21 protein-coding genes and 1 other annotated feature are annotated in these 22,745 nt (G+C 37.7%); of the genes, 4 read left to right on the forward strand and 17 right to left on the reverse strand.

What is annotated here, in order from left to right; translation table 11 throughout:
* Positions 1-190 precede the first annotated feature (190 nt).
* Positions 191-535, forward strand: coding sequence for a PH domain-containing protein (locus DN408_RS22785; RefSeq protein ID WP_002129215.1), 345 nt, complete (start codon positions 191-193; stop codon positions 533-535).
* Positions 536-573: 38 nt separating this feature from the next.
* On the opposite strand, the gene DN408_RS22790 is transcribed toward DN408_RS22785, so the two are convergent.
* On the reverse strand, positions 574-1,641 hold the full coding sequence (locus DN408_RS22790) for an AI-2E family transporter (RefSeq protein ID WP_002129216.1): 1,068 nt from the start codon (positions 1,639-1,641) through the stop codon (positions 574-576).
* Between the two features lie 176 nt (positions 1,642-1,817).
* Between DN408_RS22790 and DN408_RS22795 the strand changes: the two genes are divergently transcribed.
* A complete protein-coding gene (locus DN408_RS22795; RefSeq protein WP_002015285.1) occupies positions 1,818-2,030 on the forward strand; it encodes a hypothetical protein in 213 nt (70 codons plus the stop codon).
* A gap of 36 nt (positions 2,031-2,066) precedes the next feature.
* On the opposite strand, the gene DN408_RS22800 is transcribed toward DN408_RS22795, so the two are convergent.
* The 7 genes from DN408_RS22800 to cymR all read right to left on the reverse strand — a co-directional run bounded on the left by DN408_RS22800 (position 2,067) and on the right by cymR (position 8,473).
* Positions 2,067-2,195 (reverse strand): YrzQ family protein, encoded by a 129-nt coding sequence (locus DN408_RS22800; protein ID WP_002015286.1) that lies wholly within the window; start codon positions 2,193-2,195, stop codon positions 2,067-2,069.
* Between the two features lie 18 nt (positions 2,196-2,213).
* Positions 2,214-2,402 (reverse strand): hypothetical protein, encoded by a 189-nt coding sequence (locus tag DN408_RS22805; RefSeq protein ID WP_002015288.1) that lies wholly within the window; start codon positions 2,400-2,402, stop codon positions 2,214-2,216.
* Between the two features lie 127 nt (positions 2,403-2,529).
* Positions 2,530-4,866, reverse strand: coding sequence for an SF1B family DNA helicase RecD2 (gene recD2, locus DN408_RS22810; protein ID WP_002184924.1), 2,337 nt, complete (start codon positions 4,864-4,866; stop codon positions 2,530-2,532).
* A gap of 107 nt (positions 4,867-4,973) precedes the next feature.
* The gene (locus DN408_RS22815) at positions 4,974-5,633 is read right to left on the reverse strand and encodes a tetratricopeptide repeat protein (RefSeq protein WP_002088750.1); all 660 of its coding nucleotides are present in this window, start codon (positions 5,631-5,633) and stop codon (positions 4,974-4,976) included.
* 110 nt (positions 5,634-5,743) lie between these two features.
* Positions 5,744-6,859, reverse strand: a complete 1,116-nt coding sequence (gene mnmA, locus DN408_RS22820; protein ID WP_002088752.1) for a tRNA 2-thiouridine(34) synthase MnmA — start codon at positions 6,857-6,859, stop codon at positions 5,744-5,746.
* Positions 6,860-6,875: 16 nt separating this feature from the next.
* Positions 6,876-8,021 (reverse strand): cysteine desulfurase family protein, encoded by a 1,146-nt coding sequence (locus DN408_RS22825; protein ID WP_002129219.1) that lies wholly within the window; start codon positions 8,019-8,021, stop codon positions 6,876-6,878.
* Positions 8,022-8,056: 35 nt separating this feature from the next.
* On the reverse strand, positions 8,057-8,473 hold the full coding sequence (gene cymR, locus DN408_RS22830; RefSeq protein WP_000704117.1) for a cysteine metabolism transcriptional regulator CymR: 417 nt from the start codon (positions 8,471-8,473) through the stop codon (positions 8,057-8,059).
* A gap of 395 nt (positions 8,474-8,868) precedes the next feature.
* Between cymR and DN408_RS22835 the strand changes: the two genes are divergently transcribed.
* Both DN408_RS22835 and DN408_RS22840 read left to right on the forward strand, forming a co-directional pair.
* A complete protein-coding gene (locus DN408_RS22835) occupies positions 8,869-10,155 on the forward strand; it encodes a replication-associated recombination protein A (RefSeq protein ID WP_002167638.1) in 1,287 nt (428 codons plus the stop codon).
* A 37-nt stretch (positions 10,156-10,192) separates the two neighbouring features.
* Positions 10,193-10,834, forward strand: a complete 642-nt coding sequence (locus DN408_RS22840) for an RsfA family transcriptional regulator (protein ID WP_002034101.1) — start codon at positions 10,193-10,195, stop codon at positions 10,832-10,834.
* A 156-nt stretch (positions 10,835-10,990) separates the two neighbouring features.
* Here DN408_RS22840 and DN408_RS22845 read toward each other — a convergent pair whose 3' ends face one another.
* From DN408_RS22845 to DN408_RS22880, 9 genes are all read right to left on the reverse strand, one after another.
* The gene (locus DN408_RS22845) at positions 10,991-11,758 is read right to left on the reverse strand and encodes a tRNA threonylcarbamoyladenosine dehydratase (protein ID WP_000903181.1); all 768 of its coding nucleotides are present in this window, start codon (positions 11,756-11,758) and stop codon (positions 10,991-10,993) included.
* Positions 11,759-11,953: 195 nt separating this feature from the next.
* Complete coding sequence (gene aspS, locus DN408_RS22850; protein WP_002015297.1) at positions 11,954-13,729, reverse strand: aspartate--tRNA ligase; 1,776 nt, start codon at positions 13,727-13,729, stop codon at positions 11,954-11,956.
* A gap of 12 nt (positions 13,730-13,741) precedes the next feature.
* Complete coding sequence (hisS, locus tag DN408_RS22855; RefSeq protein WP_033728251.1) at positions 13,742-15,013, reverse strand: histidine--tRNA ligase; 1,272 nt, start codon at positions 15,011-15,013, stop codon at positions 13,742-13,744.
* Positions 15,014-15,082: 69 nt separating this feature from the next.
* Positions 15,083-15,313, reverse strand: a binding site (T-box leader).
* Positions 15,314-15,367: 54 nt separating this feature from the next.
* A complete protein-coding gene (locus tag DN408_RS31600) occupies positions 15,368-15,544 on the reverse strand; it encodes a hypothetical protein (RefSeq protein ID WP_001242605.1) in 177 nt (58 codons plus the stop codon).
* A 289-nt stretch (positions 15,545-15,833) separates the two neighbouring features.
* The gene (locus DN408_RS22860; RefSeq protein ID WP_078177926.1) at positions 15,834-16,274 is read right to left on the reverse strand and encodes a D-tyrosyl-tRNA(Tyr) deacylase; all 441 of its coding nucleotides are present in this window, start codon (positions 16,272-16,274) and stop codon (positions 15,834-15,836) included.
* A 17-nt stretch (positions 16,275-16,291) separates the two neighbouring features.
* Positions 16,292-18,475, reverse strand: a complete 2,184-nt coding sequence (gene relA, locus DN408_RS22865; protein WP_078177927.1) for a GTP diphosphokinase — start codon at positions 18,473-18,475, stop codon at positions 16,292-16,294.
* A 211-nt stretch (positions 18,476-18,686) separates the two neighbouring features.
* The gene (locus tag DN408_RS22870) at positions 18,687-19,199 is read right to left on the reverse strand and encodes an adenine phosphoribosyltransferase (RefSeq protein WP_002015305.1); all 513 of its coding nucleotides are present in this window, start codon (positions 19,197-19,199) and stop codon (positions 18,687-18,689) included.
* 65 nt (positions 19,200-19,264) lie between these two features.
* Entirely contained in the window at positions 19,265-21,586 is a 2,322-nt protein-coding gene (recJ, locus tag DN408_RS22875) for a single-stranded-DNA-specific exonuclease RecJ (protein ID WP_147740405.1), read from the reverse strand.
* Positions 21,587-21,687: 101 nt separating this feature from the next.
* A complete protein-coding gene (locus DN408_RS22880) occupies positions 21,688-22,581 on the reverse strand; it encodes a cation diffusion facilitator family transporter (protein WP_078177929.1) in 894 nt (297 codons plus the stop codon).
* Between the last annotated feature and the right edge of the window lie 164 nt (positions 22,582-22,745).

The raw sequence follows: 22,745 nt of genomic DNA on the forward strand, positions 1-22,745 counted from the left end.
AGATAATCATTTATATTGTATCAATTGCTTATTAATCATAGTTATTCTACTATTCATTCTTAACAGCCTTTAAATATATTATGCATTTATTACTAAATAGGAATCTCCTCTCAAAAAATACTTTATGTAAATTTCTAAATATTACATTATTTTTTATAATTAAATTATTAACAATAAAGGAGCGATTACAATGACAACCTTATTGAATCAAGCTAAAGAAATGTTAACAACTGATGAAAAAATCCTTTTTTATGCAGCATGCTCATTAAATATATTTATATATCGTTCCGTCGCAAGACCAGGACTGTTAATTTTAACGAACAAACGGCTCTTCTTTTATGGACCAGATGTAAGTAAGAACCCAATATTTGAAGAGTACTCTTTTGCAAACATTTCTAATCTAAAAGAGCAAAAGCGTCTTTTCAGCAATCAAATTATATTTATGTACGATAATGAATGGAAAAAAATAAAACATATTCAAACAAATGATATAAGCTCTCTCGTTCAACAAATACACGAGCAACTCTCTAAATAATGATAGCCCTCTACTTTTATAAGTAGAGGGCTATCATATTACACATCTTCTTTTTTCCAAAGAGGCCTCACATGAACGACCACTGTCCGAATGACCGCTAAAATAGGAACCGATATTAGTAATCCTACAATCCCCGCAACTTCTCCCCCTACTAGTAATGCAAACATAATGATCACAGGATGCATACGAAGCGACTTACCAACGATGTAAGGCGATAAAATGTTACTTTCCAAAAATTGCAAAATAGCAATCGTAATTCCCGCCTTAATGAGTAAACTCGTTGATACCGTTGCTGCAATCATCAACGTCGGAATCGCCCCTAAAATAGGACCAAAGTACGGGATTATATCCGTTACCCCAATAATAATACCGAGTAATAACGGATATTTCATACCGATAAACCAAAAAGAAAGAACAGATACTCCTCCTAATACTAAGCAAACAAATAACTGTCCTCGAATATAACTTCCGAGTGACTTATCAATTTCTTTCGCAAGCATTTGACCCGTACTACGCCACTTACTCGGAACTAGTTTCCAAAAAATATGATAAAACTCACCGTAATCTTTTAATATGTAAAATACAATGAACGGAATTAAGAAAATAATGAGCAATGAATCCAGTACACCACGAGCTGTGCTCATGACTTTATTTAAAAGCGCTTGAATCTTCGTTTCTACACCACCAAAAATTTGTTTCACCTTTTCATGAATAAATGATGGGAAATTCGCTGTTTGTTCTGTAACTCCATCCATCCAAGAATCGTACATTTTTGTAAACTGCGGAAATTGTTCATTAATTTCTTGTAACTGTTTAATAACAACTGGCGTTCCTTTATAAATTCCATAGCCAATTCCGCCAAAGAAAAGAATATAAATGAGCAAAATAGCAAGTGTGCGTGGCATTCCTTCCTTATGGATTTTTTCAATTAAAGGGTGTAATAAATAAGCAATAAAACAAGCAATAAAGAACGGTGTGATCGCCACTTTAAATACAAAAATAATCGGCGCCCATAGTGGCTTGATTTTTAAAAAGACGAGCAAACAAAGAAAAACGAGTAACAATAATCCTAAACGATATATCCAAATGATTTTAAGATTCTTCACACGAAAAACCTCCTCCACCTTTATTTTGAAAATAAATAGGTTAGGTTATGTGCAAAAGTTTTAAAATCTTTTTATACAGACCATACTGTTTTTTAAAGACGTACATATATTTAACATAATAAGGACAACCACCCCTGAAAATACAAAATGTCAAAATATAATCAGGAGGGCTCATAATGATCTTATTTATGCTTGCATTATCCGCACTTTTTATGCTTCTTGAATGGATTTGTATCGGGTTTGGTATTTGGAAAGGCTTCTTTATTCGTTCCTCGCGAAAGGAAAGAGCTAAGCACTTATGGCATTATGGAATGCTTGGCGTTGGATGCTACGGTTTATCTTATCTCTTCTCTGAAATCGGACTTTTATATTTGCATACAAGCGCATAAAAAAACTCCCTTATCATGAAGGGAGTTTTTTACGCCTTATAAATAAGACTTAATCATCTTACGTGCTTTTTTCACATTGCGTTTTGAGAATACATCTTGTTTGCGAGCATATTGATATGCTGCAGCTCCAACACCTAATGCGATTAATGAATTGCGTAGATTCAAAGTAAATCCCCCTTTTCGTTATCCGATCGTTCTTTCATTATCATCAAATAAATCATCAAGAGAGCTTAATGAACCATCTTCCTCTACTTGATGTGTATGGATTTTCCCCTTTGAAACCGATAATTCGATATAACAATTCCAGCAATAAAATTGGTTGACACCTATTTTTCCGATGTCTTTCCCTTTGCAATTTGGACAACTGAACATATGGCTTTCATCTCCTTACAGTCTCCCAGATTCTATTCGCCATTATGTCCAAACTGCATTCATTTATACATTGCTAAAGCCTTTCAACGTTATACGTTTGAAAGTTTCACTATATAATTTCACCTTGTTACATGAAATCATACGGTGAAATGTTTTCCACGTCCATTTCTTCACCATTAACCGTCACCATCTGCACTTCTCCTTGTGATTCTTGCAATCGGCCAGCTAAAGTCGTTTGACGCATTGCATCATCAAGGCGATTTACACCGGATTGAAACGCTGCTTCCTCCCCGCAAATAATAAGGAATTTCTTACTCCTTGTAATACCCGTGTAAATTAAATTACGACGTAACATACGGTAGTAGCTCTTTACAATCGGCATAATAACTATTGGGAATTCACTACCTTGCGATTTATGAATCGAGCAGCAATAGGCATGCGTAATTTGATTTAAATCCGGCTTTGTATATGTTACTTCAATTCCATCAAATGAAACGATAATCATATCTTGTTGCTCGACATTTTCTTTCGCATAAAATACTGAAACAATTTCTCCAATATCACCATTAAACACTTGGCTTTCCGGCTGATTGACTAATTGAAGTACTTTATCACCTCTGCGGTATACAACGTCACCGTAGGCAATTTCTTTACTCTTTTCTTTTTTCGGATTAAACACTTCTTGAAGAGCTTCATTTAACACATTAATACCTGCTGGTCCGCGATACATTGGTGCCAATACTTGTACATCTCTTGCACTAAAGCCTTTTGTCTTAGCATTTTCACAAACCTTTTTAACAACCTCAACAATTTGAGCACCTGCACAGCTGATAAATGAACGATCTTTTTTATTTTGTGCTAAATCTGGCGGGAGCGTCCCGTCTTTTATCGCATGGGCAAGCTGAATAACAGACGAACCTTCTGCCTGACGATAAATTTCTGTGAGTTTTACCGTTGGAATGGCACCTGCATTTAATAAATCTTTCAACACTTGTCCAGGTCCTACCGATGGTAATTGGTCTTCATCACCTACAACGATTACTTGGATGTTCGTCGGCAAGGATTTAAACAATTGATTTGCCAGCCAAATATCTACCATCGAAAACTCATCAATAATAAGGAGCTTCCCTTGAACAGGGTCTGTTTCATTGCGCTGGAAAGACCCTTCTGGCGTCCATCCAAGCAGGCGATGAATTGTGCACGCCGGAAGCCCCGTCGATTCACTCATTCGCTTCGCTGCTCTTCCTGTTGGAGCCGTTAATAGTATTGGAAATGGATTGTCATCACTATATTCATTTAGATTTAGTGATAGCCCGTGAAGCGACGCATACATTTCAACAATTCCTTTAATAACTGTAGTTTTCCCCGTTCCTGGTCCACCTGTTAATAACATCATCGGCTTATGAAGTGCAGTTTGAACTGCTTCTTGCTGAAGCGGTGCATACTGTACCTTTAGCTGTTCTTCAATTTCACCTAATGTCTTTAACACTTCTGCTTCAGGAAATGCAGGGGTTTCCTCTTGATTCATAAGCCTGCGAATGGACTTTACAACGCCTTTTTCAGAGTAAAATAACGAAGCTAAATACACACGCTCTTCTTCTATGATGACTTTCCCTTCACCTTGCATCATTTCAACGCAGCCTACAATATCTTCCTCAGTCACTCCGCCTTCTTGATTATTTAAAAGTGACATCGTTTCTCTTACAAGCTGACCTTTTTCCATATACACGTGACCGAGTTGTAATGAAATATTCTCTAACGTATAAAAACACCCTGCACGTACACGGTCGTCGTGATTGCCCGTTATTCCGATTGCACGCCCTATATCATCTGCTCTTCCAAATCCAATTCCGTCCACTTCTTCAATAAGTTTATACGGATTATTACGAATCACTTCTAATGTCATCTCTTTATATTGCTGATAAATTTTAATAGAAAGTTTTGTTCCAAAACCGTAACCATTTAAAAAACTCATCACTTTCTCGAGCCCTTGATGCTCAATAATCGTCTCATATATTTCCTGCGCTTTTTGCTTGTTTACAACACCACTTAACGCATCCGGATCATCCATAATTTTAGAAATCGCATGCTCACCAAGATGGTCCACGATTTTTTCGGCTGTACGCTTTCCAATCCCTTTAAATAAATCGCTCGCTAAATATTGCACCATACCTGCTTTTGTTTGTGGCAATTCTTTTTTAAACGTTTCAACTAAATATTGTTTTCCATACTTTGGGTGGTCTTTAAAATGACCTGTTAATGTAAACACTTCATCTTCATGCATACGAGGAAAATGACCGTTTATCATTACTTTTTTTTCGTCGTATGTTTCATTCGTTTCAATGACTTTCATACTGACAACGGAATAGAGGTTTTCTTCGTTGTGGAAAATGGTATGAAGAACTTGCGCTTTTATAAATTTTTTTTCTTCCTCAAACAAATCCATTGCATGTTGATTTCCCATATTTCCTCTCCTTTCCGAGTTCTTTTCACTTTAATGAGCAGTACATCCCCCACCTCTTTCACAATCTTTAGATGAGGGGTAACTGCGCATTAAACTATAATTTCACTTTATTCAGCTTCTTGCTCTAATAAACGAATACCATTACCAGCTAAAAAGTGGTCTGCTTGAATTTCAGTCGCTTTCTTAAATAAAGTAAGAGCTTTCTCGTTATTCTCCTCGAATACGTACGCAACACCTAAATTATAATACGCATCTGCATGCTCTTCATCCATTTCTAACACCTTTTCAAAATAAGGTTTTGCCTCTTGAATATGTTCTAGTCGTGCGAAGCAAAGTCCGCATTGGAAAACAGCTTCTACATCGCCTTCATCTAATTCCGTCGCTCTTTGTAAAAATGGAAGTGCAAGACGATCATTTCCAAGTTGCACATGTGTGATACCTAACATAAATGTTACGTCAGCTGATTGTAATCCCACTTGCATCGCTTGTTCAAATACAGCCTTCGCCTCTGCAAATTGCTCTTGACCGTAATATACGTTTCCTAAGCCATAATAAGCAGCCGCAGATTTACCATCTAATTCTAATGCACGTTTATAAAATAAAATTGCTCGCTCACTATCACCTAATACATCTAATAAATTCGCAAAGTTAATGTATCCAAGCGCATCTTTCGGGTTTTCTTCGATTGCTTCTGTGAAATTTTCAGCTGCTTCTTCCCAGTTTCCTTCTTGCATATATTTAATACCTGTTTCAAGTTTGTTTGACATATCCTTCACCTCTACAACAAATTATAACAAAGAATGTATTTTCCAAGCGAACAAAAATTCGCTTTATGTAAAAGAAACCTCTAACCGCTAATCGGCAGAGGCTTCTCGTGTTATCCTAAATAATCTAATTTCTTACCACTATGATATACTTCATCAATTGTAGCGCCGCCTAAGCACTCATCTCCATCATAGAAAACAACTGCTTGGCCTGGCGTAATTGCACGAATTGGCTCATCACAAAGAATACGAACTGTATTTTCATCAACGATTTGAACCGTTACTTTATTGTCTGCTTGACGATAACGGAATTTCGCTGTACACGTAAATTCTTTTTCCTTCGCTTTATTACTTACCCAGCCTACATTCGTAGCAATAACTTCATCACCATATAGAAGTTCGTTATGGAATCCTTGATCAACATATAAAATGTTTTCTTTCAAGTTTTTCCCCACAGCAAACCACGGATCACCATTACCACCAATACCAAGGCCATGACGTTGTCCAATTGTATAATACATTAAACCATCATGTTTCCCTTTCACTTCACCAGATAATGTTTGCATCACACCTGGTTGCGCCGGTAAATAGTTACTTAAGAAATCTTTAAAGTTACGCTCACCGATGAAGCAAATACCAGTACTATCTTTCTTCGCCGCTGTCGCTAAACCAGCTTCTGTCGCCATTTCGCGAATTTGTGGTTTCTTTAATTCACCTAATGGGAACATTGTTTTTGATAGTTGCTCTTGGCTTAATTGATTTAAGAAATATGTTTGATCTTTATTGTCATCAACGCCGCGAAGCATTTTATATTCGCCGTCCATATAAGCAACGCGTGCATAATGACCTGTTGCTACATAATCAGCACCAAGTGCAATTGCATGCTCTAAAAATGCTTTAAATTTAATTTCTTTGTTACACATTACATCTGGGTTTGGTGTACGACCAGCTCGGTACTCATCTAAAAAGTACGTGAATACTTTATCCCAGTATTGTTTTTCAAAGTTTACTGCATAATACGGAATGCCGATTTGGTTACACACTTCAATTACATCATTGTAATCTTCTGTTGCTGTGCAGACACCATTTGCATCTGTATCATCCCAGTTTTTCATAAAAATTCCGATTACATCATAACCCTGCTCTTTTAATAAAAGAGCTGCTACAGATGAATCGACGCCACCGGACATCCCGATGACAACGCGTGTTTCTTGAGGTAGTTTGTTCATCATGTCACCTCCCATGCTAATTTTGTGTTAATCGCTTCACGATTTTCACTGTTTCGTACGCCGCTTTTTCAATTTGCTCTTTCGTATTTCCAAGTCCGAAACTAAAGCGTACGGATGAACGTATTTGATCGGAGTCTTTTCCGAACATCGCCACTAATACATGTGATGGATCAATCGAACCAGCTGTACAAGCAGAACCACTTGATACTGCAATACCAGCTAAGTCTAGGTTTACAAGAAACGGTTCAATATTCATTCCTGTAAAACTTATATTAAACACATGTGGTAAGCGATATTCCAAGTCTCCGTTTACCTCGAAATGAATGTCCTCATTTTTGAAGACAGATACCATTATATCTTTAAACTCTTCATATTGGGCATTTTTTTGCTCACGAGTTTTTTCTGCTAGCGAAACTGCATGTTGAAGTCCAACAATACTAGGTACATTTTCAGTACCAGCACGACGTTTTCTTTCTTGCTCTCCGCCTATTAATAACGGTTCAAATTTCACATTTGCACCAGCATATAGGAACCCTACACCTTTTGGGCCGTTAATTTTGTGAGCGGAAATCGATAATAAATCAATACCAAACTCTTTCACATCTATTTCTATTAAACCGTAAGCTTGTACAGCATCTGTGTGGAAATAAGCTTGATGCTCTTTTAACAGCTTACCTATTTCCACAATTGGTTGTATTGTCCCTACTTCATTATTCCCGAACATAATAGATACAAGAATCGTCTCTTCCGTTAGTGCCTTTTGTATGTCCGAAACTTGAACACGCCCTGTTTCATCAACAGGTAAATACGTCACTTCAAATCCTTCACGCTCTAACAATTCACACGTATGCAAAATCGCATGATGTTCAATTTGCGTTGTAATAACGTGGTTACCTTTATGACGATTCGCACGCGCTACACCTATAAGTGCTAAATTATCAGCTTCTGTACCACCGCTCGTGAATATAATTTCATTTGGACTCGCGTGAATGCTACGTGCACACACACGTCTCGCCTCATCTACCGCATGGCGCGTTTGACGCCCATAAAAGTGAATACTAGACGGGTTTCCAAATGTTTCTGTCATATATGGAATCATCTTTTCGACCACTTCTGGGTGAGTCGGAGATGTCGCAGCATGATCTAAGTAAATGCGTTCCATTAAATCTCCTTCTTTCCAAATCGTTTCACAAGGAATTAAATGTAAAACATATAGCCCCCGTGATTTTCTTCCTCATAACGTACTAAATCTTCTAAAGTTGTACTATCTAATACTTCTTGCACTGCATCACGAACACGCATCCATAATTGGCGTTGTGCTGGTTCTTCTTCTTCTATCATTTCTACAACACTAATTGGACCCTCTAGTACACGGATTACATCTCCAGCTGTAATGTTGACTGGCTGATCAGATAATACATATCCGCCATATGCACCACGCGTACTCTTTACAAGACGAGCGTTACGAAGTGGTGAAATTAATTGCTCTAAGTAATGCTCAGATAGGTCATGTGCCTGTGCAATTGATTTTAATGAAATTGGGCCTTCACCAAACTTTTTTGCAAGGTCGATCATAATTGTTAAGCCGTAGCGGCCTTTCGTTGAAATCTTCATCTATTTGCACCTCATTTCAAATTTTCACTTCTATTGGTTATATCTTATTTATCCCGCTATTTGCGGGCAGTAAAACTCCCACCTCAAAATTCGGCTGGAGCAAAGAAGTTAGGTGGGGGATGAACAAAACCCCCACTAATTAAAGTTTCACTTTATAAAAGAACACAATTTAAAATCCTATGAAATTATAGCATAATATAGTATTATAAGAAATTTCAACTTGTGTATCAAAATGATAACATAAAATCACATTGAAAAACTCGGAAATTATTACAATTGAAAGAAAAATAGGAATATTCATATTCATCCCCCCCCACAAAACAGCATCCTATTTCAAAGTTCATCAAAAAAAATGGTACGATAGAATGAGATTATACATTAAGGGAGAGGGTCAAATGAAACAACCACTCGCACATCGAATGCGCCCTACAAATATTCAAGAAATTATCGGACAACAGCATTTAGTTGGTGAAGGCAAGATTTTATGGCGTATGGTCCAAGCAAATCATTTTCAATCAATGATTTTATACGGTCCTCCAGGCACAGGAAAAACATCAATCGCTAGCGCAATTGCAGGAAGTACTGGAACCCTGTTTCGCCTCTTAAACGCTGTTACTCATAATAAAAAAGATATGGAAGTTGTCGTACAGGAAGCGAAGATGCATCGGCACCTCGTTTTAATTTTGGATGAAGTTCATAGGCTAGATAAAGCGAAGCAAGACTTTCTATTACCCCATTTAGAAAGCGGACTTCTTACTTTAATTGGTGCAACGACAAGCAATCCGTTCCATGCTATTAATTCTGCTATTCGAAGTCGTTGTCAAATCTTCGAATTACACGCATTAACAGAAGATGATATTTTAATTGGCTTAAAACGAGCGCTTGAAGATAAAGAAAAAGGGCTTGGGGAATATGATGTAACTGTTACGGATGAAGCATTACATCACTTTGCAAATGCGTCAGGCGGAGATATGCGCTCAGCTTATAATGCACTTGAACTAGCTGTTTTATCTAGCTTTACAACTGACGACAAAGCCGCGGAAATTACACTTGAAATCGCAGAAGAATGCTTACAGAAAAAGAGTTTCGTTCACGACAAAGGTGGCGATGCTCACTATGACGTTTTATCTGCTTTTCAAAAATCAGTACGCGGAAGTGATGTGAACGCCGCACTTCATTATTTAGCACGTCTTATTGAAGCTGGTGACTTACAAAGCATCGGTAGACGTCTGCTTATTATGGCATATGAAGATATCGGACTTGCTAGCCCACAAGCTGGACAACGTACACTTGCAGCGATTGAATCAGCTGAACGGGTCGGCTTCCCAGAGGCACGCATACCACTTGCAAATGCTGTTATTGAACTTTGTCTATCACCGAAATCAAACTCGGCCTATAAAGCACTCGATGCCGCACTACACGATTTACGTAATGGCCAAACAGGCGATATTCCAAGTCATTTAAAAGATAGTCATTATAAAGGAGCCGAATCGTTAGGAAGAGGCATCGGATACTTATATCCACACGATCACCCAAACGGTTGGGTACAACAACAATACTTACCTGATAAAATTAAAAACAAGCAATATTATAAACCGAAAACGACAGGAAAATTTGAACAAGTACTTTCTACTGTTTATGAAAGATTACAAAGTTCGCATAAAACGAAGAATAAAGGGTAATATAAGCGAAAACGTCACCATTACGGAGGGTTCGCTTATGAAAACACGTCAAGATGCATGGACAAAAGAAGACGATCTCCTTTTAGCAGAAACTGTTTTACGACATATTCGCAGCGGAAGTACACAAATAAAAGCATTCGATGAAGTTGGTGATACATTAAACCGAACTTCAGCAGCTTGTGGCTTTAGATGGAATGCTGAAGTAAGACCATATTATGAAGATGCGGTGCAAATCGCAAAAAAACAACGTAAAGAATTAAAGCGTTCGGAAGCTAAAATAGAAAAAGAGCAGTTCACACAAACTCGGCAGCTCGTAATCGATGCCGAGTTTTCAGAAGATATTGTCCCAAATAAACAAGATCTTACAATGCAAAATGTCATCTCATTTTTGCAAAACTTGGAGCACAATAACCCTTCACTCGCAAAGTTACAAACTGAAAATGACGTATTACAAGATCAGCTCACTTCCCTGCAAAAAATGAATAATGAACTTGAAGCAAAATTAGCTGTTCTCACAAAAAAACAACAAGCAATCGAAGAAGATTATGCAATGCTTGTTAGAATTATGGATCGTGCTCGAAAACTTGTTTCGGTCGAAGAACAAGAAGAGCAAATTGCTCCGATTTTCAAAACCGATCAAAATGGAAATTTAGATATTATATATTCTGCAGAAAACTAAAAACAGGGATGCCACTTTTTCAACTAAGTGACATCCCTGTTTATTTTCCCTTAGTGAAAAAGCACCACAGTAAATGAAATTATATTAACGATTCGACATCGACATTTCTTTAAAACATACAAAAAGCATATATCCTAAACGATATATGCTTCCTTTTTATTCTTGCCCTACACGCTTCACTTCTACGTTTTTAATACGCTCACGTACAACGTGACTTGCCATAATTAAACCAGCCACAGATGGTACGAACGCATTTGAAGAAGGTGGTAATTTCGCTTTACGAATTTTTGCATTTTCGTCTGGTACGATTTCTTTACGTACTTCTTCACGAATTACGATTGGGTTTTCGTCAGAGAAGACAACTTTTACACCTTTTTTAATACCATCTTTACGAAGCTTCGTACGAATTACTTTCGCAATTGGATCTGTATGTGTTTTAGAAATGTCCGCAATACGGAAACGAGTTGGGTCCATTTTATTTGCCGCACCCATACATGAGATAATTTTGATTTTACGACGTAAACATTGTTTAATTAAATGAATTTTGAACGTAATCGTATCAGATGCATCTACTACGAAATCTAAACCGTGTTTAAAGAACTCTTCATATGTTTCATCTGTATAAAACATCTCTAGTCCAATTACTTCACACTCTGGATTAATATCTGCAATACGCTCTTTCATTAATTCTACTTTTGAACGTCCTACAGTAGATACTAACGCGTGAATTTGACGGTTTACGTTTGTAATATCTACAACATCTTTGTCAACTAATACAAGACGTCCTACGCCAGAACGTGCTAACGCTTCTGCCGAAAATGATCCTACGCCGCCAATACCTAAAATACCGACTGTACTATTTTTTAATATTTCAAGGCCTTCTTTTCCAAAGGCTAATTCATTACGTGAAAATTGATGTAACATTCAGCTCTACACTCCTATTACAAAAATGGTCTACCATGTATTCTAGCCTTTTTCCGACTATTTGTATAGAAAAAGTTATAGAATTCCTAAAAATACATATTTCAAACAAGGAAAACATAATGTAAACCGGACTTTTTAAACAACCTCTATAAAAAAAGCCTAGATGGGGTTAGTATAACCATCTAGACTCTATTCTTACTTCTCTTCTTTCAAGCTCAATTTTAAGCTTAGCTCTTCAAGCTGAGCTTCTGCAACTGGGCTTGGCGCTTCTGTTAATAAGCAGCTTGCGCTTGCTGTTTTCGGGAATGCAATTGTATCACGAAGGTTCGTACGACCTGCAAGTAACATAACAAGACGGTCTAAACCTAATGCGATTCCGCCGTGTGGTGGTGTACCGTATTCGAATGCTTCTAATAAGAATCCGAATTGTTCTTGTGCTTCTTCTTGTGAGAATCCAAGTGCTTTGAACATTTTTTCTTGTACGTCACGCTCGTAAATACGAAGTGATCCACCACCAAGCTCATAACCGTTTAATACAAGGTCATATGCTTGTGCACGTGCTTTTTCTGGTGCTGTTTCTAATAACTCAACGTCTTCACGGAATGGCATTGTGAATGGGTGGTGAGCTGCGAAGTAACGATCTGCATCTTCATCGTACTCAAGAAGTGGCCAATCAGTTACCCATAGGAAGTTAAATTTACTTTCGTCAATTAACTCAAGTTCTTTACCTAGACGTAAACGAAGTGCACCTAAGCTATCTGCAACAACACTTTTCTTATCTGCTACGAATAGTAATAAGTCACCAGCATCCGCTTCTAATGTACTCATTAACACGTTTGCCTCTTCTTCACCGAAGAATTTCGCAATCGGTCCTTTTAAGCCGTCTTCTTCAACTTTAAGCCAAGCTAGACCTTTTGCACCGTATACTTTGGCGAATTCAGTTAATGCATCGATGTCTTTACGAGAGTATTTGCTCGCTGCACCTTTTGCGTTAATCGCTTTTACTTGTCCGCCGTTTTCTACAGCACTTGTAAATACTTTAAATCCACAACCTACTGCAAATTCAGATAGGTCTTTTAGTTCCATTTCAAAGCGTGTATCCGGCTTATCAGAACCAAAGCGAGCCATTGCATCAGCATATTTCATACGAGGGAATGGTGCACTAACTTCTACACCTTTTGCATCCTTCATGACTTTCGTCATCATACGCTCCATCATTTCTAAAATTTCATCTTGTGTTAAGAATGATGCCTCGATATCAATTTGCGTGAATTCCGGTTGACGGTCCGCACGTAAATCTTCGTCACGGAAACAACGTGCTACTTGATAGTAACGCTCAAATCCACCGACCATAAGAAGCTGTTTAAATAGCTGCGGAGATTGAGGTAATGCATAAAATTCACCATCATGCACACGGCTTGGTACTAAATAGTCGCGAGCTCCTTCTGGCGTGCTCTTCGTTAAAATTGGTGTTTCAACTTCTAAGAACTCTTCTGTATCTAAGAAGTTACGAATTGTTTTCGTTACGTCATGACGCATTTTGAATGTGTTAAACATTGCAGGACGACGTAAGTCTAAGTAACGATATTTTAAACGCACATCTTCTGATGCATCTGTATCATCAGCAATAATGATTGGCGTTGTTTTCGCTGCGTTTAATACATTTACTTTCGATGCTTGTACTTCAATACGACCAGTTGCCATATTATCATTAATTGCGCCTTCACCACGTTCAACAACTGTACCTTCTACGTGCAATACGTATTCGCTACGAATCGTTTCTGCTACTTCTAACGCTTCTTTTGATGTTTCTGGATTAAATACAACTTGTACGATACCTGTACGGTCACGTAAGTCGATAAAGATTAATCCACCTAAATCACGGCGTTTTTGTACCCAACCTTTTAATTGAACTGTTTGTCCAACCGCTTCTACTGTTACTTTTCCGCATGCATGTGTTCTTTCAGCCACTTTAAGTTCCCCCTATATTAATTTCTCTGCTACATATGAAGCAAATACATCTAACGCTACTTCTTCTTGTCCGCCTGTTGCCATATCTTTTAAGTTAATGATGCCTTTATCTAGCTCATCTTCCCCTAATACAGCTACGTATTTCGCATTTAAACGATCTGCAGATTTAAATTGTGCTTTCATTTTGCGATCTAAATAATCTTTTTCAACTGATAATCCAGCTTTACGAAGATCGAACGCAACTTTTGCAGCACGGTCTTTCGCTTTTTCACCAAGTGCTACAACGTAACAATCAATACTATGTTCAATTGGTAACTCAATATTTTCAGCCTTCAGCGCCATAATTAAACGCTCAATACTCATCGCAAAACCGATACCTGGCATTTCCGGTCCACCGATTTCTTGTACAAGTCCGTTATAACGGCCACCGCCACTTAATGTTGTGATAGCACCGAAACCTTCTGCCTCACTCATAATTTCAAAAACAGTGTGTTGGTAGTAGTCTAAACCACGTACTAAATTCGGATCTTTCTCAAATGGAACATCCATCATCGTTAGTAGTTCTTGTACTTTGTCGTAGTATACTGCTGAATCTTCGTTTAAGTATTCTGTAATAGATGGTGCTGTTCCCATTAATTCATGGTTACGGTCTTTCTTACAATCTAAAATACGAAGAGGGTTCTTTTCTAAACGAGATTGGCAGTCAGAACAGAACTCACCGATACGTGGCTCGAAGTGTGCGATTAACGCATCACGGTGCGCTTGACGGCTCGCTGCATCACCTAAGCTGTTTAATACAACTTTAATATTTTTTAAGCCCATGCCGCGGTAAAACTCTACAGCAAGTGCAATTACTTCTGCATCAATTGCTGGATCGTTACTACCAATTGCTTCAATACCGAATTGTACGAATTGACGATAGCGACCTGCTTGTGGTCTTTCATAACGGAACATTTGGCCGATATAGTATAATTTTGTTGGTTGTGTTGCATCACCGAACATTTTGTTTTCAACGTAAGAACGTACAACAGGTGCAGTACCTTCTGGACGTAATGTTAAACTACGCTCTCCACGATCTTGGAATGAGTACATTTCTTTTTGTACGATATCTGTCGTATCACCAACACCACGTAAAAATAGCTCAGTGTGTTCAAAAATTGGTGTACGAATTTCTTTATAATTGTAACGACGGCAAATTTCGCGTGCTTGCCCTTCGATATACTGCCATAACTCAACGCTACCTGGAAGAATATCTTGCGTTCCGCGTGGGATTTGAATAGACATATTCAGTTCCTCCTCAAATTGTTTTAATCTTAATAAAAATAAAAAAACTCCCGCCTCTACTGTTTGAACAGTAGGGACGAGAGTATTATACCCGTGGTGCCACCCTAATTGAAGCACGTATGCTTCCACTTTTTTAATAACGCTTAAATTTGCGTTCATCTCTACTAAGCATATATGCCGTTCAAGTTGAAACCTCTAGAGTGTCATTCAATCAGTCATCATGCAGAAATGTTTTCAGCCTAAGACATTTCTTCTCTTTCCATGTGTGTCTCATTTACTCTTCTCTATCAACGGTTATATTCATATGTAAATATAAAATTACTATACGTTTGTTGAGTAGGATTGTCAAGTACTCTAAGAGCGCTCAATCTGCTTCTTTAGGCGCTTTACATCTTGCAGTGAAATTCCGAACTCTGAAGCAAGCTCCATTGAAGTATTGTTTTGCTCTTTTGAAATAAAATCATGAAAATTCACGTTAAACAGTTGATTTGCACCATTTGTAACAGAATGCCCTTTTTCATTCATACGCATACGTATATCCCTCACATTCAATATGGATGTTTTACTTGTTATTGTTCCATATTGATGAAAGAGTTATACATAACTGAAAACAGCTATTGATTCCAATTAAAGTGAAACTTTAATCAGTGGGTTTTGTCCATCTCCACTGATTATTCGTCCGACTCCCAATCTAACTCCCTCGCAGTCGCCGAATTTTGAGATGAGAGTCTTACTCCCACAAATAGCGGGATAAATAAACAAAACATACAACAATGTATAAAAAAGAGAGGATTATATAATCCCCTCTTCTTAAGCAACACTATTTACTATCCACAATTAAGGTCACCGGACCATCATTGATTAAAGAAACGTCCATCATTGCTCCGAACTGTCCTGTCTCCACATGCAGTCCTTGTTTACGAACTTCTTCATTAAAGAAATCATATAAATGTTCTGCATAATCAGGTTTCGCAGCATCCATAAAGTTTGGACGTCTTCCTTTACGGCAATCTCCGTATAATGTAAATTGCGAAATAGATAGAACTTGTCCCTTCATATCAAGTACAGAGTGGTTCATCTTTCCGCTCTCATCTTCAAAAATACGTAGGTTTACAATTTTTTCTGCGATATAAGTTGCATCTTTTTCTGTATCTTCATGCGTAATGCCAACTAGTAATGTTAAACCGAATGGAATTTGTCCTACAATCTCGCCATCTACTGTGACAGACGCTTCCTTTGATCGTTGTAAAACAACTCTCATCTTTTCTACACTCCCTATTAATGCATCATGCGTCGTACCGCATAAATTTCTGGAACACGTTTAATGCGCTCTACTACTTTTTTCAAGTGTTGTAAGTTTCGAATAGAAATCGACATGTTAATCGTTGCCATCTTATTACGATCACTTCTACCAGAAACAGCTGAGATATACGTCTTCGTTTCTGTAACAGCTTGTAATACTTCATTCAATAAACCACGACGATCATAGCCTGAAATTTCAATATCAACATTGTACTCAATTTCTTTTTCAGGACTACCTTCCCAATCTACTTCTAGTAAACGCTCCATCGCTTCTTCTGTATGCACATTGACGCAATCGCAACGATGAATTGATACGCCTCGACCTTTCGTAATATAACCAACGATATCATCACCTGGAACTGGGTTACAGCATTTTGATAAACGAATTAACAAATTATCTGCACCACTTACCTTTACACCAGAATCCCATTTTCGAATTTTCATCGGTTTACGAACTTCTTTAACTTCAACGATGTCTTCTTCTTCACGTTGTTTACGGAACTTGTCCGTTAGTCGCGTAACAATTTGCGCTGCTGTAATTCCGTTATATCCAACTGCTGCAAACATATCTTCTTCATTTGCAAAGTTAAACTTCTCAGCGACACGTTTTAAATTATCAAGCGCTAATACTTCTTTCATCTCATACTCTAAGCCACGCACTTCTTTTTCAACAAGCTCACGGCCTTTTTCAATATTTTCATCTCTACGTTGTTTCTTAAAGAATTGACGTATTTTATTTTTCGCATGAGATGTTTGAGCAAGCTTTACCCAATCTTGACTTGGGCCATAAGAATGTTTCGATGTTAAAATTTCAATGATGTCACCCGTTTTTAATTTATAATCAAGGGTCACCATTTTCCCATTTACTTTTGCACCAATTGTTTTATTCCCAATCTCTGAATGGACACGATACGAAAAGTCAATTGGAACAGATCCAAGTGGTAATTCCATTACATCGCCTTTCGGTGTGAAGACGAATACCATGTCAGAGAACAAATCAATTTTTAATGATTCCATAAACTCTTCTGCATTAGAAGCTTCATTTTGCCATTCTAATATTTGACGGAACCAAGTTAGTTTCTTCTCTAATGTACCAGTTGTTTCTGCTGTTTTTCCTTCTTTATACGCCCAGTGTGCCGCGATTCCGAATTCTGCAATCTCATGCATTTCTTTCGTACGAATTTGCACTTCTAGCGGATCACCTTTTGGTCCAATTACAGTCGTATGAAGAGATTGATATAAATTTGCTTTCGGCATTGCAATATAATCTTTAAAACGACCTGGCATTGGTTTCCAGCACGTATGAATAATTCCAAGCACCGCATAGCAATCTTTAATACTATTCACAACGACACGTACAGCTAGTAAATCGTAAATTTCATTGAATTGTTTATTTTGCAATGCCATTTTACGATAAATACTGTAAATATGTTTTGGTCTTCCAGAAATCTCAGGTTGAATTGAAACTTCTTTTAATTTCTCACGAATACCAGTCATTACTTCATCTAAATATTCTTCACGCTCTGCACGTTTACGCTTCATTAAATTTACAATACGATAATATTGCTGTGGGTTTAAATAGCGGAGTGACGTATCCTCTAACTCCCATTTAATAGTACTAATTCCGAGTCTATGTGCTAAAGGTGCAAAGATTTCTAACGTTTCATTCGCAATGCGACGCTGCTTCTCTTGAGGCAAATGTTTCAATGTACGCATGTTATGAAGACGATCAGCTAGTTTAATTAAAATAACTCGAATATCTTGAGCCATTGCAATAAACATTTTGCGATGGTTTTCTGCTTGTTGCTGCTCATGGGATTTATATTTAATCTTTCCAAGCTTTGTAACACCATCGACAAGCATAGCGATTTCTTTATTAAATTCCCGTTCAATGTCTTCTAATGTAATTTCTGTATCTTCCACTACATCATGTAAGAAACCTGCCGATACTGTAGCCGGATCCATGTGTAAATCAACTAAAATACCTGCAACTTGAATTGGGTGAATAATATATGGTTCACCCGATTTTCTATATTGTTCGCTATGTGCATCACGCGCATATTCATAGGCACGTGCCACTAGCTCAATATCTCCATCCGCTAAATATTGACTTGCTTTTTCGAGTACCTGTTCAGCTGTTAGTACTTGCTCATTTGCCATCGAATCACCTTTTATTGAAAATTGACTTTATCTTTATTGAATAGAATAAATTATATTCTATCATTATAACCCAATGATTGTGAATTGTGAAAAGGAAAAGATTTCACTGACATTTCACCATGTTTTTTTGTGCAATTATACAAAAGTACCCGCTCCTCTCCAAGAGATTCACGGGTACTTTTTTATCACCGTAGTTTCACCTATATAATGATTAGTATTTTTCTAATACTAATACATCGTAACCATCTAACATTTTACGACCATCTAAGTAAGTAAGCTCTACTAAAAATGCAATTCCTGCTACAACTCCACCAAGTTCTTCAACTAGTTTAATTGTCGCTTCGATTGTTCCACCTGTAGCTAATAAGTCATCTGTAATTAATACACGTTGGCCTGGCTTAATTGCATCTTTATGGATTGTTAAAACGTCCGTTCCATATTCTTTACCGTAGTCAACTGTAATTACTTCACGTGGTAATTTCCCTAATTTACGAACTGGTGCGAAACCTACTTCTAATGCATAAGAAACTGGGCAACCAATAATAAAACCACGCGCTTCTGGTCCTACTACAACATCAATGTCTCTTTTATTTGCATACTCAACGATTGCATCTGTTGCTGCTTTATATGCTTTTCCGTCGTTCATTAAAGGTGTAATGTCTTTAAACACAATACCTTCTTTCGGATAATCTGGTACAATTGCGATATGTTGCTTGAAATCCATATTTCTGAATCCTCCTCAGATATAAAAGGTTTGTAAATACAAATCCTTTACCCTAACTGTTCTACTTATTTATGATCACGAATCGTTTCAAACCATGTATATAGTTGCTGATATGTGCTATAAACCAATTCTTTCTCTAATTGTAAGTGGTTCATTTTCTCACGATATGTGTTCGATTCAATTAAATCACGCTTTTGTTTTTTGTCTGCCATAAAAATGACACCGTCTTTTATTGTAACAAATTCTAACTCAAAAAACACCTGTGTCATGAAATTTACTGTATCTTTTGACCAACCTTTATGACGACACAGCTGTTCCCCATATTGCCTTAAAGAAAATGGTGTTTTTTGGCTTAAGAAAGAATAGTACCATTTAAAATGTTCCCTCGTTGGGACCGTACTAAATAAGTGATTATTCTCTTGATAAAATAGCGTGTAAATTCGAGCTGGGAATCCAGCCTTAAATACATCACCTAATTCATCTGTTCCTTTCGGCAAATCGAGTAGCACAATGTATTGATCATCAAAATGAGCTACCTCTGATGCATGCACGAGCTGTTCTTTATAGCCTTCTAAAGAAAATTTATTCAATACCTCTTCAGAAAAATACACCATTGTTATTTTTTCTTTCGGAAGTTTTGCTAAATTTGCTTCTACATTACGCATACTACGCCAGTCAAATAATTGCCATGCCTCTACAGCAATATCTTGCACCATTAATTGCGGCTTTTTAAAGTTATTCCATTCATTAATGGACACTTCTCCTACTACAGAAACCTTCGCAACTGGAGAGATTTCTTTCGCATAAGTACCAAATCCAAATCCAATCGTGTCCAGTGTTGCTTGTCCATCACGAAGAGCCATTTTCAAATGCGAACCATCAGATCCAATTGCACGGATACTTTCTAAGTCGGCATCTTTCACCGCAATACGCGGTTTCGGATTTCCTACGCCAAATGGCGCTAACTTTTGCATATCCTCAATCGCGGCAAGCGTTACATCCTCTACTTTACAAAATGCATCCACTGCTGTAATCGGAATAAAATCTTCTGCTGTTAAAATTACATCTGCTTGTTCATTTAACCTGCGTCTTAATTCATCCACATCATTCATATTAAGCGTCATTCCCGCTGCCATCGGATGACCTCCGAAATGCGGTAACAATTCACGGCAATCTGAAAGGTTTGCAAACAAATCAAATCCTGCAATACTACGAGCCGATCCCTTTGCTGTTTCTTTATGAGGATCAATGCTTAATACAATCGTCGGACGATAAAAACGTTCGACTAACTTAGAAGCGACAATTCCAATTACCCCTGGATTCCAACCTTCTTTTGCAAGGACTAATACTTTATTTTCTTCTGGCGGGAAATTATTTTCGACTTCAGCGATAGCTTCTTCAGTAATTTGCTTTACAATATCTTTTCGAAGTTTGTTCAGCTCATCAATTCCTTCAGCTAGCTCTTTCGCTTCCTCTGGATCTTCTGATAATAAAAGGTGTACAGCAGGTGTTGCATCTTCCAAACGACCAACTGCATTAATACGAGGTGCGAGTGCGAACCCGATGCTTTCTTCTGTAATTTCGCTTTGCGAAACGTTAGCAACTTTAAATAACGCCTTTAAACCGATATTCCGAGTCATTCGCATATGCTTCAGTCCACGCTGTACTAACAATCTATTTTCACCATGAAGCGATACTAAATCGGCTACCGTACCGATTACTGCAATTTCCAACAAATGCTCTGGCACACGGCCCAAAAGTGCATGTGCAACTTTAAATGCAACACCAACACCCGCTAAATAATGAAACGGATAAACACCGCCTTCTAATTTCGGGTGAATAATCGCAAGTGCCTCTGGTAATTCTGGTGGTGGCTCATGATGATCTGTAATAATAAGATCTATTCCAAGTTCCTTCGCTACCTTCGCTTCATGTACCGCTGCGATACCAGTATCGACAGTAATAATTAGTGAGAACCCTGCACTGTGCGCCCAACGAAACGCTTCTTCATTTGGCCCATAGCCTTCAGTAAAACGATTTGGAATATAAAACTCTACTTCTGTACCTAATTCTTTGAGAGCAAGATATAACACAGTCGTACTACTTACTCCGTCCGCATCGTAATCGCCAAATATTAATATTTGTTCTCCATTTTCAATAGCTTTTTTCACACGTTCTACAGTCCGATCCATTCCTTCAAGTAAAAATGGATCATGGAATTCTTGATCTGCTGTATTTAAAAAGTCTACAATCTTATCTTCTGTATTTAAGCCTCTGCCAAGAAATAATGAAGTCACAAGAGGTGATAGTTGCAATTTATTTGCTAATTCACTCACTAGTTCCTCATTATATTCTTTTTCTTTCCAACGCGTCTTCGGTTGTAACACGAAATCACCCCTTAACCTATCCATTATACAAGACAGATTAAGGGGTGACAATATAATGCAAACTACGATTAGATATCTATATAATTAAATATTCGTTATGTTTAATTTGGAGAATACGGATTAATATGTACAAAAACGTTTTGTACGTTATCTTGTTCCATAAGTTTTTCTTTTACATGTTTTCCGATGCGGTGACCTTCTTCTACAGTGATATATGGATCTACAGATACTTTAATATCGACAATAACATAGTGGCCATGTTCTCTTGCATATAAAGAGCCGATTTTTTTCACACCTTCCACTTGAAAAACTGCCTCCCTAAGCGGAACAACATCTTCTTCATGCAGAACATGATCGAGCGTTGCATGAATAGCTTCTGCTCCAATACTCCACGCCATCTTAGCAACGAGAATTGAAACAAATAATCCCGCAATTGGATCGGCATATACAAGCCAATCTATACCTAACTTACCGCCGATAATAGCTGCACAAATGCCGATTAAAGCTGCAATTGAAGAAAACACATCCGAACGATGTTCATATGCATTTGCAATAATTGCAGCACTATTTATCCTCTTCCCTAATCGATATTTATACTGAAACATCCCTTCTTTCACTACAATCGAAAGAATAACTGCAAAAATCGTAATTCCTTTTGGTGGTTCCAAATCTTGTGAAAAAGCTTTTATAGACGAAATCGCTATCTCTATTCCAACAATAAATAATAATACCGCAACAATAATCGCTGAAATCGATTCCGCTTTACCATGACCATACGGATGATCTTCATCAGGCGGTTGCTTTGCCGCTCGTAATCCAAAAAGTACAGCTAACGAGCCAATTACATCTGATCCAGAATGCACTGCATCCGCTAAAAGTGCCTTACTGTTTCCAATATAACCAATTACCGCTTTTACAATCGCTAATATAATATTACCAACGATTCCGACAATAGCACCAAACTCGGCCTGTTTAAAACGTTCATCTTTTTCCATAATTGAAATCCCTTCTTTTCTTAACCTATCTTTTTATCCCGCTATTTGCGGGCAGTAAGCCCCCCACCTCAAAATCCGGCAAATACAAGGAAGTTAGGTGGGAGATCAACTGCCCGTAAAAGCCCGATTGGTGAGGGCTAATAATAAGTAGGGATGAACAAAAC

It is taken from the genome of Bacillus sp. AR13-1 (genome assembly GCF_008042285.1).
In the GTDB taxonomy this organism is placed as follows: Bacteria; Bacillota; Bacilli; order Bacillales; family Bacillaceae_G; genus Bacillus_A; species Bacillus_A mycoides.